The organism is Pseudomonas sp. JV241A (genome assembly GCF_900275665.1).
Classification (GTDB): domain Bacteria; phylum Pseudomonadota; class Gammaproteobacteria; order Pseudomonadales; family Pseudomonadaceae; genus Aquipseudomonas; species Aquipseudomonas wadenswilerensis.
This window is the reverse complement of sequence record NZ_OPYO01000037.1, coordinates 272,292-288,765: the sequence shown is the minus strand read 5'-3', so window position 1 is coordinate 288,765 and position 16,474 is coordinate 272,292. Positions and strand designations below refer to the sequence as shown.

General features: G+C 62.8%; 14 protein-coding genes. 10 read left to right on the top strand and 4 right to left on the bottom strand.

Features of this window, described 5'->3' with window-relative positions; genetic code table 11:
* Positions 1–14 precede the first annotated feature (14 nt).
* On the top strand, positions 15–368 hold the full coding sequence (locus JV241A_RS26110; protein ID WP_115084689.1) for a YkgJ family cysteine cluster protein: 354 nt from the start codon (positions 15–17) through the stop codon (positions 366–368).
* A 3-nt stretch (positions 369–371) separates the two neighbouring features.
* Here the strand turns inward: JV241A_RS26110 and dadR are convergent, their stop codons facing one another.
* On the bottom strand, positions 372–860 hold the full coding sequence (gene dadR, locus JV241A_RS26105; protein WP_008366790.1) for a transcriptional regulator DadR: 489 nt from the start codon (positions 858–860) through the stop codon (positions 372–374).
* Between the two features lie 156 nt (positions 861–1,016).
* Between dadR and dadA the strand changes: the two genes are divergently transcribed.
* The 6 genes from dadA to JV241A_RS26075 all read left to right on the top strand — a co-directional run bounded on the left by dadA (position 1,017) and on the right by JV241A_RS26075 (position 7,068).
* Positions 1,017–2,318 carry a D-amino acid dehydrogenase gene (dadA, locus tag JV241A_RS26100; RefSeq protein ID WP_134065200.1) on the top strand — a complete coding sequence of 434 codons (1,302 nt, stop codon included), beginning with the start codon at positions 1,017–1,019 and terminating at the stop codon, positions 2,316–2,318.
* On the top strand, positions 2,290–2,643 hold the full coding sequence (locus JV241A_RS26095) for a RidA family protein (protein WP_010225843.1): 354 nt from the start codon (positions 2,290–2,292) through the stop codon (positions 2,641–2,643). The genes dadA and JV241A_RS26095 overlap by 29 nt, the downstream gene beginning before the upstream one ends.
* A gap of 96 nt (positions 2,644–2,739) precedes the next feature.
* Positions 2,740–3,813 (top strand): alanine racemase, encoded by a 1,074-nt coding sequence (gene alr / locus JV241A_RS26090; RefSeq protein ID WP_115084692.1) that lies wholly within the window; start codon positions 2,740–2,742, stop codon positions 3,811–3,813.
* Positions 3,814–3,921: 108 nt separating this feature from the next.
* Complete coding sequence (locus JV241A_RS26085) at positions 3,922–4,470, top strand: cupin domain-containing protein (protein ID WP_010225839.1); 549 nt, start codon at positions 3,922–3,924, stop codon at positions 4,468–4,470.
* Between the two features lie 139 nt (positions 4,471–4,609).
* Positions 4,610–5,032 (top strand): c-type cytochrome, encoded by a 423-nt coding sequence (locus JV241A_RS26080; protein ID WP_177414928.1) that lies wholly within the window; start codon positions 4,610–4,612, stop codon positions 5,030–5,032.
* Positions 5,033–5,154: 122 nt separating this feature from the next.
* Positions 5,155–7,068, top strand: a complete 1,914-nt coding sequence (locus JV241A_RS26075) for an acetyl-CoA hydrolase/transferase C-terminal domain-containing protein (RefSeq protein ID WP_134065198.1) — start codon at positions 5,155–5,157, stop codon at positions 7,066–7,068.
* A gap of 90 nt (positions 7,069–7,158) precedes the next feature.
* Here the strand turns inward: JV241A_RS26075 and JV241A_RS26070 are convergent, their stop codons facing one another.
* Both JV241A_RS26070 and rep read right to left on the bottom strand, forming a co-directional pair.
* On the bottom strand, positions 7,159–7,731 hold the full coding sequence (locus JV241A_RS26070; RefSeq protein WP_010225834.1) for a xanthine phosphoribosyltransferase: 573 nt from the start codon (positions 7,729–7,731) through the stop codon (positions 7,159–7,161).
* Between the two features lie 63 nt (positions 7,732–7,794).
* Positions 7,795–9,804: a DNA helicase Rep gene (gene rep / locus JV241A_RS26065; RefSeq protein WP_115084697.1), complete on the bottom strand. Its 2,010-nt coding sequence runs from the start codon at positions 9,802–9,804 to the stop codon at positions 7,795–7,797.
* Positions 9,805–10,069: 265 nt separating this feature from the next.
* Here rep and JV241A_RS26060 point away from each other — a divergent pair, with 265 nt between their 5' ends.
* On the top strand, positions 10,070–11,734 hold the full coding sequence (locus JV241A_RS26060) for a bifunctional diguanylate cyclase/phosphodiesterase (protein ID WP_115084699.1): 1,665 nt from the start codon (positions 10,070–10,072) through the stop codon (positions 11,732–11,734).
* A 54-nt stretch (positions 11,735–11,788) separates the two neighbouring features.
* On the opposite strand, the gene JV241A_RS26055 is transcribed toward JV241A_RS26060, so the two are convergent.
* Positions 11,789–13,180, bottom strand: coding sequence for a NorM family multidrug efflux MATE transporter (locus JV241A_RS26055; RefSeq protein WP_134065196.1), 1,392 nt, complete (start codon positions 13,178–13,180; stop codon positions 11,789–11,791).
* Between the two features lie 156 nt (positions 13,181–13,336).
* Between JV241A_RS26055 and JV241A_RS26050 the strand changes: the two genes are divergently transcribed.
* Positions 13,337–14,281, top strand: coding sequence for a LysR substrate-binding domain-containing protein (locus JV241A_RS26050; RefSeq protein WP_134065194.1), 945 nt, complete (start codon positions 13,337–13,339; stop codon positions 14,279–14,281).
* A 155-nt stretch (positions 14,282–14,436) separates the two neighbouring features.
* Positions 14,437–16,416 carry a methyl-accepting chemotaxis protein gene (locus JV241A_RS26045; protein ID WP_134065192.1) on the top strand — a complete coding sequence of 660 codons (1,980 nt, stop codon included), beginning with the start codon at positions 14,437–14,439 and terminating at the stop codon, positions 16,414–16,416.
* The last annotated feature ends 58 nt before the right edge of the window (positions 16,417–16,474 follow it).

Sequence of the window (16,474 nt, the reverse complement as noted above, 5' to 3'; positions counted from 1 at the left end):
TGCCGCAGGCCGCCATGAGTTGCAACAGCCACAAGATCCGCTTCCTGCGTGAGCAGATCCCGTCATTCGAATGCGTGCCCGGATGCCACGACTGCTGTGGGCCGGTGACCACCTCCAGCGAAGAAATGGCCCGCCTGCCGCGCAAGAGCGCCGCCGAGCAGGAAGCCGCACTGGCGGAACTGAACTGCGTGCACCTGGGCCCCAACGGCTGCACCGTGTACGAAGAACGGCCGCTGATCTGCCGCTTGTTCGGCACTACCCCAAAGCTGCCATGCCCCAATGGCCGCGCCCCGGCCGAGATGATCGAGCCGCAGGCCGAGAAGCTGGTGCACCAGTACATCGCCAGCACCCGGCAGGTGCTGGTCTGAGCCTCAGTCCGGAATCGGCAGGTTGAGGCTTTCCTTCACCTCTTCCATGACGATATAGCTCTTCGACTCGCGCACATGCGGCAGCTTGAGCAGGATGTCGCCGAGCAGCTTGCGGTAGGAGGCCATCTCGGAAATCCGTGCCTTGACCAGGTAATCGAAATCGCCCGAGACCAGGTGGCACTCGAGCACATGTGGCAACTTCAGCACGGCACGTCGGAATTCCTCGAAGGTGTCGCCCGACTTGTAGTCGAGGCTGATTTCGACGAACACCAGCAGGCTGCCCTTCAAATGCTGCGGGTTGAGCCGGGCGTTGTAGCCCATGATGATCCCTTCGCGCTCCAGGCGCCGGACCCGCTCGGTGCAGGGGGTCGTCGACAGGCCGACCTTTTCGCCCAGTTCAGTAAACGAGATACGCCCATCTGCCTGCAGGATGCGCAGGATATTGCGGTCGATCTTGTCCAGTTCACGTTTGCTTTGGTGCTGGGTTCTCATAGTGGATGCCCCTCCGTAAAAGCCAACCTTGCCGAGAATTCTCGCCAAATATAGGCTTTTATATAGTGAAAAGCACTGGTCATACCTTCCTATACTGCGCCCATCTATGCCATTAACAACAAATGTCAGCGGTACGCTGCGTCGAGGGTAATAAACATGCGAGTTCTGGTGCTTGGTAGCGGTGTGATCGGAACCGCCAGTGCCTACTATCTGGCACGGCAAGGGTTCGAAGTCGTCGTGGTCGACCGTCAACCGGCAGTCGCCATGGAAACCAGTTTTGCCAACGCCGGCCAGGTCTCGCCTGGTTACGCTTCGCCCTGGGCTGCCCCGGGTGTGCCGCTCAAGGCCATCAAGTGGCTGCTTGAACGCCACGCGCCCCTGGCCATCAAGGCCACTGCCGACATTGACCAATACCTGTGGATGGCGCAAATGCTGCGCAACTGCACCGCCAGCCGTTATGCGGTGAACAAGGAGCGCATGGTGCGCCTGTCCGAGTACAGCCGTGACTGCCTCGACGAGCTGCGCGCTGAAACAGGGATTGCCTACGAAGGCCGTACCCTGGGTACCACGCAGCTGTTCCGCACCCAGGCACAGCTGGACAACGCCGCCAAGGACATCGCCGTCCTCGAGCAGTCCGGTGTGCCGTACGAAGTACTCGACCGCGCAGGCATCGCCCGCGTCGAACCGGCCCTGGCCAACGTTACTGACATCCTCGCCGGTGCCCTGCGCCTGCCCAACGACCAGACCGGCGACTGCCAGCTGTTTACCACCCGCCTGGCGGAAATGGCGATCAAGCTCGGCGTCGAGTTCCGCTTTGGCCAGGACATTCAGCGCCTGGACTACGCCGGTGACCGCATCAATGGTGTGTGGATCGACGGCAAGCTGGAAACCTCCGACCGCTACGTGCTGGCCCTGGGCAGCTATTCGCCGCAGCTGCTCAAGCCGCTGGGCATCAAGGCCCCGGTCTACCCGCTCAAGGGTTACTCGCTGACCGTGCCGATCACCGACCCGGCCATGGCCCCGACCTCGACTATTCTCGACGAAACCTACAAGGTCGCGATCACCCGTTTCGACAACCGCATCCGCGTTGGCGGCATGGCTGAAATCGCCGGTTTTGACCTGTCGCTGAACCCGCGTCGGCGCGAAACCCTGGAGATGATCGTCAACGACCTTTATCCTCGTGGCGGCGACCTGAGCCAGGCCAGTTTCTGGACCGGCCTGCGCCCGACCACTCCGGACGGTACGCCGATCGTTGGCGCCACGCCGTTCCGCAACCTGTTCCTCAACACGGGGCACGGTACGTTGGGCTGGACCATGGCTTGCGGTTCCGGTCGCCTGCTGGCCGACCTGATTGCGCGCAAGAAGCCGCAAATCAGCGCCGAAGGCCTCGATATCTCTCGCTACGGAAAACACCAGGAGCCTGCCAAACATGTCAGTCCAGCGCCAGCTCACCAATGAGCGCATGAGCCAGATCGTCACCCACAACGGCACCGTCTACCTGGCGGGTCAGGTGGGTGACGACATGAACGCCGGGATCGAGCAGCAAACCCGCGAGACCCTGGCCAACATCGAGCGCCTGCTGGACCTGGCCGGCACCGACAAGAGCCGCCTGCTCTCGGTGACCATCTACCTCAAGGACATCGACGCGCACTTTCAGGGCATGAACGCGGTGTGGGACAAGTGGCTGCCAAAAGGCGTCGCGCCGGCCCGCGCCACCGTTGAAGCCAAGCTGTGCGAACCGGAAATCCTCATCGAGCTGTCGGTGGTCGCCGCACTGCCGTAACACCCGATCCCTCACCCGGTGCCGCCGGCGGCCGACCAGCTGCCTTCGGGCACCGGGTTTTTTACTTCTAACCAGACTGCCCAGAAGGCTGCCGTCATGCGTCCTGCCCGTGCCCTGATCGATCTTCAAGCCCTGCGTCACAACTATCAACTTGCCCGCGAACTGACCGGAGCCAAAGCCCTGGCCGTGATCAAGGCCGATGCCTATGGTCACGGTGCCGTGCGTTGTGCCCTGGCCCTGGAGCAGCAAGCCGATGGTTTTGCCGTGGCCTGCATCGAAGAGGCGCTGGAGCTGCGCGCAGCCGGGATCAAGCCGCCGGTGCTGCTGCTTGAAGGCTTTTTCGAAGCCAGCGAACTGCAACTGATCGCCCAGCATGACCTGTGGTGTGTCGTGCATTCGCTGTGGCAGCTGGAGGCGATCGAACAGGCGCACCTGAGCAAGCCGATCACCGTCTGGCTCAAACTCGACTCGGGCATGCACCGGGTCGGCCTGCACGCCAAGGACTATCAGGCCGCGTACCAGCGCCTGCTGGCCAGCGGCAAGGTTGCGCGTATCGTGCTGATGAGCCACTTCGCCCGTGCCGATGAACTCGACAGCGACGCCAGCAACGAACAACTGGCGGTATTCCAGGCCGCGCGCCAGGGCCTGAGCGCCGAGGTCAGCCTGCGCAACTCGCCGGCCGTGCTCGGTTGGCCGAATATGCCCAGCGACTGGGTGCGCCCGGGCCTGATGCTGTACGGCGCCACGCCCTTCGAAGTGCCTCAGGCAGAAGCTGCGCGCCTGCAGCCGGTAATGACCGTGCAATCGCGGGTGATCAGTGTGCGTGAGCTGCCGGCTGGCGAGCCTGTCGGTTATGGCGCCAAGTTCATCAGCCCGCGGCCGACCCGGGTTGGCGTGGTGGCCATGGGTTACGCCGATGGCTACCCGCGCCAGGCGCCAAACGGTACACCGGTGCTGGTGGCCGGCAAACGCACCCAGCTGATCGGCCGGGTGTCGATGGACATGCTCTGCATTGACCTGACCGACGTGCCGGAAGCGGGCCTCGGCAGCCCGGTGGAGCTGTGGGGCAAAAACGTGCTGGCCAGCGAAGTGGCCATGCATGCTGGCAACATCCCTTACCAGATTTTCTGCAACCTCAAGCGCGTACCGCTGGACTACAGCGGCGATTAAGGCGCCAAAGCGGACAGGCTGCGGGTCGAAGTGTTGTAAATACTGAACGCTGTTGCGATGATAACGTTCAATTTCGACCCCACTCGTTCGTTTAGGAGGGCTCCAGCATTGGACGTCGGTGAACGACTGCAAGCCATTCGCAAGCTCAAGGGCCTGTCACAGCGTGAACTCGCCAAACGTGCGGGCGTCACCAACAGCACCATCTCGATGATCGAGAAGAACAGCGTCAGCCCTTCAATCAGCTCGCTGCGCAAGGTGCTGAGCGGTATTCCAATGTCCATGGTCGAGTTCTTTTCCGAAGAGCTGCAACCGGAAAACCCTACCCAGATCGTCTATAAAGCCCACGAACTGATCGACATTTCGGACGGTGCGGTGACCATGAAACTGGTCGGCAAGGCGCACCCGAGCCGGGCTATTGCCTTTCTCAACGAGGTCTATCCGCCGGGTGCCGATACTGGCGAAGAAATGCTCACCCATGATGGCGAAGAGACCGGCATCCTCCTCGAAGGCCGCCTTGAACTGGTGGTGGGCCTGGAAACTTTCATCCTCGAAGCGGGCGACAGCTACTATTTTGAAAGTACCAAGCCGCACCGTTTCCGCAATCCTTACGATGAGCCGGCCCGGCTGATCAGCGCGGCGACTCCGGCCAACTTCTAGTGGGCATTGCGCGGCGGATTGTCGCGGCTAAGACCCTTTGGACACTAGGGTTGTTTCGGTGAGGCAGGGTTCCCGTTATACTTGCGCCGCCTGCGAAACCGTGGCCGCGGGCGTGACTAGCCACCATGAGGGTGTACGCGTGAATCTAATCAAGAAAATGCTGGCCGTACCAGCTGCCGTATTGGCCCTTTGGGCAGTCAGCGCACAAGCTGCGACCAACGACGACATCGCCAAGCGACTGGAACCGGTTGGCCAGGTGTGTGTACAGGGTCAGGAATGCAAGGGTATGGAAGTCGCGGCAGCTGCTGCTGGCGGCGGTGCCAAGACCCCGGATGAAATCATCGCCAAGCATTGCAATGCTTGCCATGGCAGCGGCCTGCTCGGCGCACCGAAAATCGGCGATACCGCCGCCTGGAAAGAGCGCTCTGACCATCAGGGTGGTCTGGACGGCATCCTCGCCAAGGCCATCACCGGCATCAACGCCATGCCGCCAAAAGGCACCTGCGCCGACTGCTCGGATGACGACCTGATGGGCGCCATCAAGAAGATGTCCGGCCTGTAAGCCCAGCGCTTGCCCAGCAAAGCCCGCCACGTGCGGGCTTTGTGCGTTTTAGCGCTGGTCAGCGCAGCATTCTGGCGGCATGCTCGGTCCAAAGTGGTCAAGGAATGCCACAGGAGGCCGAGATGGCGTACAGCTGTTCGATCGACACTGCCGTGGACCAGGTGCTGGCACGCCTGCCCGCGCATATCCACATGGGCCTGCCGCTGGGGCTGGGCAAGCCCAACCGCTTCGTCAATGCCCTGTATGCGCGGATCCGCCAGTTGCCCGAGCGGCAACTGACGATCTACACCGCCTTGAGTCTCGGCCGCCCGGACCTTGGTGACGGCTTGCAACGGCGCTTTCTTGAGCCCTTCATCGAGCGTGTGTTCGCCGACTACCTCGAACTGGACTACCTGCACGACCTGCGCCGCAACCAGTTGCCGGCGAACATCCGTGTCGAGCAGTTCTTCATGCAGCCCGGCAGCCTGCTGCACAGCGCCATGGCCCAGCAGGACTACGTCAGCAGCAACTACAGCCACGCCGCCCGCGATATCAATGCCAAGGGCTTGAACCTGGTGGCGCAGCTGGTCGCCGAAGACCCGGCGCATCCCGGCCAGCTGAGCCTGAGTTGCAACCCGGACATCACCCTCGACCTGTTGCCAATGATCGCCCGCCGCCGCGCGGCCGGTGAAACCATCCTGGTGCTCGGCCAGGTGCATACCGAACTGCCGTACATGCCGGGCGCCTCGGAGCTGCCCCGAGATGACTTCGACCTGCTGATCGACAGCGCGGAAAGCACCCGGTTGTTCTCCACGCCGAACATGCCGGTCACCACCCAGGACCATTTCATCGGCCTGCATGCCAGTACCCTGGTGCGCGATGGCGGCACCCTGCAGATCGGCATTGGCGCCATGGGCGATGCGCTGACCGCCGGGCTGCTGGCGCGGCAGGCTGACAGCGAGGCCTACAGTGCGTTGCTGGCTGATATTGACCTCACGCCCTGGCATACCCTGATCGCACGCGAAGGCGGCATCGAGCCCTTTACCCACGGCCTGTATGGCTGTAGCGAAATGTTCGTCAACGGCCTGCTGGCACTGGTCGAAGCGGGGATCATCCGCCGCCCGGTTTATCCTGAAGAGGCACGCCAGCAGGCGGCCAACAATGGCGAGCTGGATGACCAGGGCGTGTTGGTGCATGGCGGCTTCTTTCTTGGCCCTCAGGCCTTTTACCAGCGCTTGCGGGAAATGCCTTTAAGCCAGCGCAAACGCTTTGCCATGAGCGCCATCAGCTACATCAACGAGCTGTATGGCCAGGAGTCGCTCAAGCGCCTGCAGCGCCGGGATGCGCGCTTTATCAACACGGTGTTCACCATGACCTTGATGGGCGCCGGGGTGGCCGATCAGCTGGAAGACGGCCGGGTGCTCAGCGGGGTAGGTGGGCAGTACAACTTCGTTGCCCAGGGCCATGCACTTGAAGGCGCGCGCTCGATCCTGCTGCTGCGCAGCTGGCGTGAAGCGGGCGGGGAGGTCAGCTCCAATCTGGTCTGGGAATACGGTCACTGCACCATTCCCCGGCACCTGCGCGACATCGTCGTCACCGAGTACGGCATCGCCGACCTGCGTGGGCAAACTGACGCCGAGGTGATTGCACGGTTGCTGGCGATCAGCGACACGCGCTTTCAGCCCGAGCTGATCGAACGGGCGCAGAAGGCCGGCAAGTTGCCGAAGGATTTTTGCCTGGATCAGCGCTTCACCGAGAACACCCCGCAGCGTTTGCAGGCGCTGCGCGAAAGGCACGCACGGTTGTTCCCCGAGTATCCGCTGGGCAGTGACTTCACGGCTGAGGAGCGTGATTTGTTGCGGGCGCTGAACTGGCTCAAGAGCAAGTTCAAACTGAGCGAGGTGCTTGAGCTGGGCAAGGCGGCGCTGGATGCACCGGCACCCGAGGCGTTTCCCGGGCAGTTGACGCGGATGGGACTGGCGCAGCCGCAGGGGCTGAAGGAGGACTTGTATCAGCGCTTGTTGCTGGCGGGGTTGCAGGCAACAGCGTTCCGTTGAGGACGCTATCGCTGGCAAGCCAGCTCCCACAAGGTCCGCGGTATGCAGTACCTGTGGGAGCTGGTTTGCCAGCGATGAGGCCAGCGCAAATTACTCGATGAAAGTAACCACGCCACCTTCCAGCGACTTCACCCGAGCCAGCGATTCAACGCGGTAGCCCTGGCTGTCCAGCTCGGCACGGCCGCCCTGGAACGACTTCTCGATGACGATACCCAAACCGGCAACGGTGGCACCGGCTTGCTTGATGATCGAGATCAGCGCCTGGGAGGCTTTGCCGTTGGCCAGGAAGTCGTCGATCACCAGCACGCGGTCGCTGCTGTTGAGGTGGCGCGGGGAGATCGCCACGGTGTTTTCAGTCTGCTTGGTGAAGGAATACACCGAAGCCACCAGCAGGTTTTCGGTCAGGGTCAGCGACTGGTGCTTGCGCGCGAAAATCACCGGAACGCCCAGTTTCAGGCCGGTCATCACCGCTGGAGCAATGCCCGAGGCTTCGATGGTGACGATCTTGGTGATGCCCGAGTCGGCGAACAGACGGGCGAACTCGTCGCCAATCAGTTGCATCAGCGCAGGGTCGATCTGATGGTTGAGAAACGCATCGACTTTGAGAACCTGATCGGAAAGCACGATGCCTTCTTCGCGAATCTTCTGGTGCAGTGCTTCCACTGTGGTATTTCCTCGATGTAGCAAGAGTGGCCACGGCAATACGCCGCAGCAAAGGTTGATTATCTAACGTTTGAGCATGGCACGGATATCGGCCAGTGCATTGTTGCCACGAGCGGCCTTCACTTCGGTCGGCGCGTCGTCCAGGCCCTCCCAGGCCAGGTCGTCGTCGGGCAGCTCGTCCAGGAAGCGGCTCGGCGAACAATCGATGATCTCGCCGTACTGCTTGCGCTTGGCGGCAAAGGTGAAGGCCAGGGTCTGACGTGCGCGGGTAATCCCGACGTAGGCCAGGCGCCGTTCTTCTTCGATGGTGTCGGCTTCGATGCTGGAACGGTGCGGTAGGATTTCCTCTTCCATGCCCATGATGAACACGTAGGGGAATTCCAGGCCCTTGGAAGCGTGCAGGGTCATCATCTGCACACCTTCGGCGCCGTCTTCCTCTTCCTGCTGGCGTTCGAGCATGTCGCGCAGCACCAGCTTGCCGATGGCTTCCTCGATGGTCATGCCACCGTCTTCGTCTTTCTCGAGGGTGTTTTTCAACGCCTCGATCAGGAACCAGACGTTGCCCATGCGAAAGTCCGCGGCCTTGTCGCTGGAGCTGTTGGTGCGAATCCAGTTCTCGTAGTCGATGTCCATGATCATGCTGCGCAGGGCAGCGATCGGATCTTCCAGGGCGACCTGCTCGCGGACCTTGTCCATCCAGCGTTTGAAGCGCTGCAGGCGGTCGGTGTAGCGGCTGTCCAGGTGTTCGCCGAGGCCCAGCTCCTCGCTGGCGGCGTACATCGAAACCTTGCGCTCGGTGGCGTAGTTGCCAAGTTTTTCCAGGGTGGTCGAGCCGATTTCCCGGCGCGGCACGTTGATCACCCGCAGGTAGGCGTTATCGTCGTCCGGGTTTACCAGCAGGCGGAAGTAGGCCATCAGGTCTTTGACTTCCTGGCGTCCGAAGAAGCTGTTGCCGCCCGACAGGCGATACGGCACCTGGTGGTGCTGCAGCTTCAGCTCGATCAGCTTGGCCTGGTAGTTGCCCCGGTAAAGAATGGCGAAGTCGCTGTAGGGCCGGTCGGTGCGCAGGTGCAGGCTGAGGATTTCCATGGCCACCCGTTCGGCCTCGGCTTCCTCGTTCTTGCAGCGGATCACGCGGATCTCGTCGCCGTGGCCCATCTCGCTCCACAGCTGCTTTTCGAAGGCATGCGGGTTGTTCGAGATGAGTACGTTGGCACAACGCAGGATGCGGCTGGTGGAGCGGTAGTTCTGCTCGAGCATCACCACTTTCAGCGACGGGTAGTCGTCCTTGAGCAGCATCAGGTTCTCGGGCCGCGCACCGCGCCAGGCGTAGATCGACTGGTCGTCGTCGCCGACCACGGTGAACTGGTTGCGCGTGCCGATCAGCATCTTCACCAGCAAGTACTGGCTGGCGTTGGTGTCCTGGTATTCGTCGACCAGCAGGTAACGTACCTTGTTCTGCCACTTCTCCAGGACATCGGGGTTGTCCTGGAACAGCTTGACCGGCAGCAGGATCAGGTCGTCGAAGTCTACCGCGTTGAATGCCCGCAGGGTGCGCTGGTAGTGCGCATAGACCACCGCGGCGGTCTGCTCCTTGGGGTTGCGGGCCTTTTCCAGGGCTTCGGGCGGCAGGATCAGGTCGTTCTTCCAGGCGCCGATCATGTTCTTGATCTCGTCGACGCCGTCGTCGCCCGAGTATTCCTTCTGCATGATGTCGGTCATCAGGGCTTTGACGTCGGTCTCGTCGAAAATCGAGAAGCCCGGTTTGAAGCCCAGCCGTTCATGCTCCTTGCGGATGATGTTCAGGCCCAGATTGTGGAAGGTCGACACGGTCAGGCCGCGGCCTTCGCCCTTGCGCAGCAGGGTGCCGACCCGCTCCTTCATCTCCCGCGCGGCCTTGTTGGTGAAGGTCATGGCCACGATGTACTGGGCACGGATGCCGCAGTTCTGGATCAGGTGCGCGATCTTGCGGGTGATCACGCTGGTTTTGCCGGAGCCAGCACCGGCGAGCACCAAAAGAGGGCCGCCGACGTAGTTCACGGCTTCTTGTTGCCGGGGGTTGAGTCGGGACATGACGAAAACCGGGGACGCTAGAAAAATAGCCGGACATTTTAGCAGGGGTAGAAAGTTTCTGCCGCGACCGTCTGACAGTGTGACGTACCACGCGATCTAAATTTGCCGCATTTGATACTTTCCCGCAGGATGCGTGGCGAAACCTGCGGGATGTCGGCAATGGAATGGCATGACTTTAAGTGAAAATCATTTTCATTAATGGTTTAGGATACGCATTCTCGCTGCCCATCGTCATTTGACTGCGCCTACGTCCTAAGGAGCCAGCTTGTCTACGCCCGTCGAACCCTTGCGTTTGCTCCTGCTGGCCGATGAGCCGGAATGGGCCACTGTCTTGCGCGAGTGTCTGCTGCCGATGGCGGGCCAGGCGGTATTGCTGACCGCTCCGAACTGGGAGGCAGTCGACACCCTGTTTGCCAACGACCGCAATGCGCTGGTGCTGGCGACCCCGCCACTGCAACCGGCGCCCGGGCGCTGCATATTGCCGATGGTTCTGCTGCTCGAGCACGAGCCGCAGGTGCCGCCGCCGGGGGTCAGCGACTGGCTGATCCGCGACCAACTGACCAGCAATATCCTGCGCCGCAGCCTGCGCCATGTCCGCGAGCGCGGCGTCCTCGAAGCGACCTTGCAGCGTTTGGCCGAGCAGGACCCGCTGACCGGCATCGCCAACCGCCAGGGCTTTCAGACCCTGTTGGCAGCGCGCCTGGCTGACAGCGAAGGGCGCGGTGTCGCCCTCGGTCATCTGGACCTCGACAACTTTCGCCATGCCAACGATGCCCTTGGTCATCAGGCCGGCGACCGGCTGATCCTGCAAGTGGTGGGCCGGCTGAAAAGCCAGCTCGAAGCCGGTGACCAGGTCGCGCGCCTGGGCAGCGACGAATTCGCCCTGTTGATCGATACTCGCCGCGAGCCGCAGCGCGCCGAATGGATGGCCGAACGCATCACCGAAGCCCTGGCCGAACCCTACTGGATCGACGGCGAAAGCCTGCTGCTAGGCTGCAGCCTGGGCGTCGCCCACGCCCGCGCCCAGGGTGGCGCCGACCCGCTGATGTGGCATGCGCACATCGCCATGCAGCAGGCCAAGAGCACCCAGGGCTGTACCTTCCACGTCTTCAACGAACGCATCAACCGCAACGCCCGCAGCCTTGCCGACCTGGAAAGCGAACTGCGCCGGGCGCTGCGTCGTGACGAGCTGGAACTGCACTACCAGCCGCGGCTGAACCTGGCCGACGGGCGCATCGTCGGCCTCGAAGCCCTGGTGCGCTGGCGCCATGCCGAACGCGGGCTGCTGCCGCCCAGCGAGTTCGTGCCCCTGGCCGAGCAGAGCGGGCTGATCGTGCCCCTGGGCTACTGGGTGATTTCCCGTGCCCTGCGCGACATGCAGGCGCTGCGCGAACAAGGGCTGGCGCCCTTGCACATGGCGGTGAACCTGTCGTTCCGCCAGTTCCAGGACAGCCAGCTGTTGGCGACCCTGAGCCGGCTGATCATCGAGCACGGCGTCGATGCCCGCTGGCTGGAGTTCGAGCTGACCGAAACCGCGGTGATGCGGCGCAACGACCTGGTCAAGCAGACCATGGATGCGCTCGGGCGCCTGGGTGTGCGCTTTTCCCTGGATGACTTCGGTACCGGCTTCTCGTCGTTCGTGCACCTGAACAGCTTGCCGATCACCTTGCTCAAGGTCGATCGCAGCTTTGTCGGCGGCATGGAGCAGCGCGAAGAAAACCGCAAGCTGGTGCACGCGATGATCAACCTGGCGCACAACCTCAACCTCGAGGTGGTGGCCGAGGGTGTGGAAACCCCGGAGCAGATGGACCTGTTGCGCAGTTTTGATTGTGACCAGGTGCAGGGGTTTCTGATCAGCCGGCCGTTGCCGATGGATGAGTTGATGGAGTATCTGCTGCGTGGTCCGGCGCAGCAGTCGGTGGCTTTGTAGATTCTGGGGCTGCTTTGCAGCCCATCGCTGGCAAGTCCAGCTCCCACAGGGCCTTCAAACCACCGAAGCAGTCACCTTGTTCACCCCACCGGCACTGCCCAGCAAGCGCTTCATTCGCCATTCAAATGCCCAAGTCAGGCTCACCGCCGCACACGCCAGGCCCAGCGCCAGCCCCCACCACACGCCCACCGCACCCAGGCCGAGGTTGAACGCCAGCAACCAGGCCGCCGGCGCACCGATCACCCAGTAACAGAACAGCCCGACCAGGAAGGTGGTCTTGGCATCCTTGAGCCCGCGGATCGAGCCCATGGCAATCGTCTGCACACCATCGAACAGCTCGAACCAGGCGGCGACCATCAGCAGGCTCACGGCCAGCTGGATGATGTCGGCAAAGGCCGGGTCACCGTGGTCGAGGAACAGCCCCACCAGCGGGTCTGGCAGCAGCCAGAAGAGGATGGCGAACATCAGCATCATCGCCGCGCCAAAACCGATCCCAACCCGGCCAGCGTGTCGGGCACCCAAGAGGTTATCGGCACCGTAATAGAGCCCTACACGCATGGTTACGGCATACGACAGGCCCGCCGGAATCATGAACGCGGTCGAGACGATCTGCAGGGCGATCTGGTGCGCGGCAAGCTCGGTGCTGCCGAGCACGCCCATGCACAGTGCGGCGAAGGCGAACAGGCCGACCTCGACGGTGTAGGTGCCGCCAATCGGCAAGCCCAGGCGCCACAGCTCGCGCAGGGCTGGCCACGACGGGCGGCTCAGGCCCTGGCGAATCGGGTAGGGCGCGTAGGCCGGGTGCCAGCGGATATACAACGCCATGGCCACGGCCATGCAGTTGGCAACGATCGCGGTCACCAGGCCGATGCCCACCAGGCCCAGTTTCGGCAGGCCGAACATGCCCTCGATCAAGGCGTAATTGAGCAGGAAGTTGGCCACTGTGCCGACCAGGCTGATAACCATCACCGGCGTCGAACGGCCGATGGCGCTGGTAAAGCCGCGCAGGGCCATGAAGCTCAGGTAGCCGGGCAGGGCGAAGGGCAGCAACAACAGGAACTGCGCGGCGGCCTCGACATTGTTGGGGCTCTGGCCGAGCAGTAGCAGCACCGGCTCCAGGTTCCACAGCGCCAGTGCTGCCACCAGGGCCATGACCCAGGCCAGCCACAACCCGGCCTGGGTCAGGCGGGTGGCGCCGGCGATGTCACCGGCACCCTTGCGAATCGCCACCAGGGTGCCGACCGCGGCGATCACACCCAGGCAAAAGATCGACACGAACGAATAACTCGCCGCCCCCAGACCACCACCGGCCAGCGCTTGCGGGCTGATGCGGGCCATCATCAGGGTGTCGGTGAGTACCATCAGCATGTGCGCCAACTGCGAGGCAATCAGCGGCCCGGCCAGGCGCAGCAAAGCCTTGAGTTCATGGGTAGGCGCAGCCTGCATGGAGTCGTCCTTTTCTTACGCGATAGATTCAAAGCATGAAAGCTTGAGGCTTTGCACGGTTATCCACAAAAGGATAATAGCGATGCTTGGCATGATTAAAACTCATGGGAGTATGATCCTGACGATCGCCTGTGGATAACCCGGAGCCCGTCCCTCATGTCTCGTCGTTTACCGCCCTTGTACGCACTGCGGGCTTTCGAAGCGGCCGCCCGGCACAGTTCGTTCACCCGCGCCGCAGATGAGTTATCAATCACCCAGAGCGCGGTCAGCCGGCACATCCGCACCCTTGAGGAGCACTTCGCTTGCCGTTTGTTCGTGCGCAACGGCCGCAGCCTGCAACTCAGCGAAGCGGCGCGTTTGCTCCTGCCCGGAGTGCGCGAAGGCTTTGCGGCACTGGAGCGGGCTTGCAACACCCTGCGCAGCGAGGACGACATCCTGCGCATGAAAGCCCCTTCGACCCTGACCATGCGCTGGCTGCTGGCACGCCTGAGCCGCTTTCGCCACCTGCAGCCGGGCAACGAAGTACAGCTGACCAGCGCCTGGATGGACGTCGATCATGTCGATTTCAACCATGAGCCTTTCGACTGCGCGGTGTTGCTGAGTGACGGTCACTTCCCGCCGGATTGGGAGGTCAAGCGGCTGTTTTCCGAGCTGCTGATACCGGTCGGCGCGCCGGAACTGCTCAAGGAAGGGCCCTGGGATGAGCGGCGCCTGGCGGGTGTCGAGCTGCTTCATCCGACCCCCGACAAGCGCGACTGGCGCAGCTGGCTGGCGCGCATGGACCTCACCGACAAGGTCTCGCTCAAGGGTGGCCAGGTGTTCGATACCCTGGAACTGGGCATGATCGCCGCTGCCCGGGGTTACGGCGTGTCCATGGGGGACTTGTTGATGGTGGCCGAGGATGTCGCCCAGGCCCGGCTTAGCCTGCCATGGCCGACGGCGGTTGCCAGTGGGCTGGATTACTACCTGGTCTGGCCGAAAACCCGCCCCGGTGGCGAGCGCTTGCGACGCTTGAGTGACTTCCTGCAAGGCGAAGCAGACTCCATGGACTTGCCCAAGGTGGAAATACTGGGGCCATCAGCGTCTATCGGAAGCAGTTGAACGTTTGCGCGGGATAACCCTGTTGCACACTCAAGTATTGCCGCGCGCCGCCGAAGCAGAGGCATCAGAGCCACGTCTAGATGGCTCGCTTCCCGTATTGATGCGGACGGTCAGCGTGATCAGGACGATCCCGGCCCCTCTTGCCAGGAGCTTCCATGTCTCAACCCCGTGCCCGGATTGCCTCGCAACTCGGTATCGCCCTCGCCATCGTGCTGGCCGTGGTGATTACCGGTAGCACCCTGTTTGCCCTGCGTTCGCTGGACAACGCCAACCTGATTACCCGCCAGGAACACCTGGCCAGCGAAGCGCGACTGCTCGCCGATCAGCTCGATACCTTTCACAGCACTCTGCGCGAAAGCACTCAGCGCCTGAGCGGCTTGTTCGAGAAGCGCTTTGCCGCCGGTTTGCAGTTGCATTCCGGGGAGTCGGTGACGGTTGCGGGGGTTACCACACCCGCGCTGTACCTGGGTGATCAACTGCTCAACAACGACTTTCGCCAGGTGGATGATTTCCGCCAGATGACCGCGGGCGTCGCCACCTTGTTCGTGCGCAGCGGTGAAGACTTTGTCCGTATCAGCACCTCGCTGACCAAGCAGGACGGCAGCCGCGCCATCGGCACGCTGCTCGACCGCCAGCATCCGGCCTACGCCCGCTTGCTGGCCGGTCAGGCCTATGTTGGCCGGGCGAACCTGTTCGAGCGCGATTACATGACCCAGTACACCCCGGTGCGTGACAGCAGCGGGCGGGTGATTGCGGTGCTGTTCGTCGGCTTCGACTACACCGATGCGCAAAAGGCCCAGTTCGCCAACCTCGGGCGCTTTCGCATCGGCCAGACCGGCTCACTGGCCCTGCTCGACGACAAGCAGCACTGGCTGGTGCCGCCAGCAGGTGTGCGCCCGGATAGCCAGGCGGCACAGGCACTTGCCGGGTTCACCGCGGGCGAAGGGCGTTTCTGGCATGACGGTGTCGAAGAGCTGTTCAGCGTTGCCGTGCCGTTTGCAGGCGGGCCCTGGACGGTGGTGGCGAGCATGCCGAAGGCGGAAATCCGCGCGGTAACCTGGAGCGTCGGTACCCGCCTGGCCATCGGCAGCCTGTTGGCGATGCTGCTGGCCGTTGCTGCGACCCTGTGGCTGTTACGCCGCCGTCTGCGCCCGCTGGGTGATCTGCTGCAGCAAGCGCAAGCCCTGGGTGGCGGTGACCTGCAGGCGCGTCTGCGGGTATCGAGCAACGATGAAATCGGCCAGCTGGCGCACAGTTTCAACCAGATGGGCGAAGCGCTGGCGAGCATGGTCGAGCACATTCGCGCAGCGGCAGAGCAGGTCAGCAGCCGTGCCCAGGCATTGTCGGGAATGTCCTCCGGTGCCTGTGAGGGGATGGAGCAGCAGTCCGGCGAAATCACCAGCATGGCCGGTGCCGTCGAGCAGTTCAGCGCCACTTCGATGAACATTGCCGACAACATGGGCAGCACCGAGCGCATGGCCCAGGACAACGTCCAGCAAACCCGCATTGGCCGCACCTCGATGGACCAGGCGTCGTCGTCCCTTGAGCAGATCGCCAGCGCACTGGCCGGCACCGCCGAAGTGATCGACACCCTCGGCCTGCGCTCCCAGGAAATTGGCGGCATCGTCGGGGTGATCACCTCGATTGCCGAGCAGACCAACCTGCTGGCCTTGAACGCTGCCATTGAAGCGGCGCGGGCCGGTGAACAGGGGCGGGGCTTTGCCGTGGTCGCGGACGAGGTGCGCAATCTGGCCTCGCGTACCCGTCAGGCTACCGATGAAATCTCGACCATGATCGGCAGCATCCAGCAGGAAACCGGCAACGCCATCAGCACCATGGAGCAGGGCAACCGCCTGATGCAGGAAGGGTTGGAGCGCAATGCCAAGGTTGCCGCGGCGCTGGCGCAGATTGATGAACGCAGCCGTTCGGCGGGGGAACAGTTTGCCGCCATCACCACGGCAACCCAGGAGCAGAGCAGCACGGCGAATGTGCTCAGCCGTAACCTGCAGAGCATTGCCCTGGCCAACAGTGAGCAGCGCGAGGTAGCGACGAACCTGGCGGCTACGGCGCGTGAGCTTGAGGGATTGGCGGGGCAGTTGCGGCAGGAAGTGGATCGCTTTCGGGTTGGGCGTTAGGTTCTAAATCGGGGCCGCTTTGCGGCCCATCGCCGGCAAGGCCGGCTCCCACAATGGA

What these genes read in the sequence shown, in the direction of transcription:
- JV241A_RS26110 (WP_115084689.1), top strand. Translation starts at nt 15, where the DNA reads ATGAGTTGCAACAGCCACAAGATCCGCTTCCTGCGTGAGCAGATCCCG.
- dadR (WP_008366790.1), bottom strand. Translation starts at nt 860, where the DNA reads ATGAGAACCCAGCACCAAAGCAAACGTGAACTGGACAAGATCGACCGC.
- dadA (WP_134065200.1), top strand. Translation starts at nt 1,017, where the DNA reads ATGCGAGTTCTGGTGCTTGGTAGCGGTGTGATCGGAACCGCCAGTGCC.
- JV241A_RS26095 (WP_010225843.1), top strand. Translation starts at nt 2,290, where the DNA reads ATGTCAGTCCAGCGCCAGCTCACCAATGAGCGCATGAGCCAGATCGTC.
- alr (WP_115084692.1), top strand. Translation starts at nt 2,740, where the DNA reads ATGCGTCCTGCCCGTGCCCTGATCGATCTTCAAGCCCTGCGTCACAAC.
- JV241A_RS26075 (WP_134065198.1), top strand. Translation starts at nt 5,155, where the DNA reads ATGGCGTACAGCTGTTCGATCGACACTGCCGTGGACCAGGTGCTGGCA.
- rep (WP_115084697.1), bottom strand. Translation starts at nt 9,804, where the DNA reads ATGTCCCGACTCAACCCCCGGCAACAAGAAGCCGTGAACTACGTCGGC.
- JV241A_RS26055 (WP_134065196.1), bottom strand. Translation starts at nt 13,180, where the DNA reads ATGCAGGCTGCGCCTACCCATGAACTCAAGGCTTTGCTGCGCCTGGCC.
- JV241A_RS26050 (WP_134065194.1), top strand. Translation starts at nt 13,337, where the DNA reads ATGTCTCGTCGTTTACCGCCCTTGTACGCACTGCGGGCTTTCGAAGCG.
- JV241A_RS26045 (WP_134065192.1), top strand. Translation starts at nt 14,437, where the DNA reads ATGTCTCAACCCCGTGCCCGGATTGCCTCGCAACTCGGTATCGCCCTC.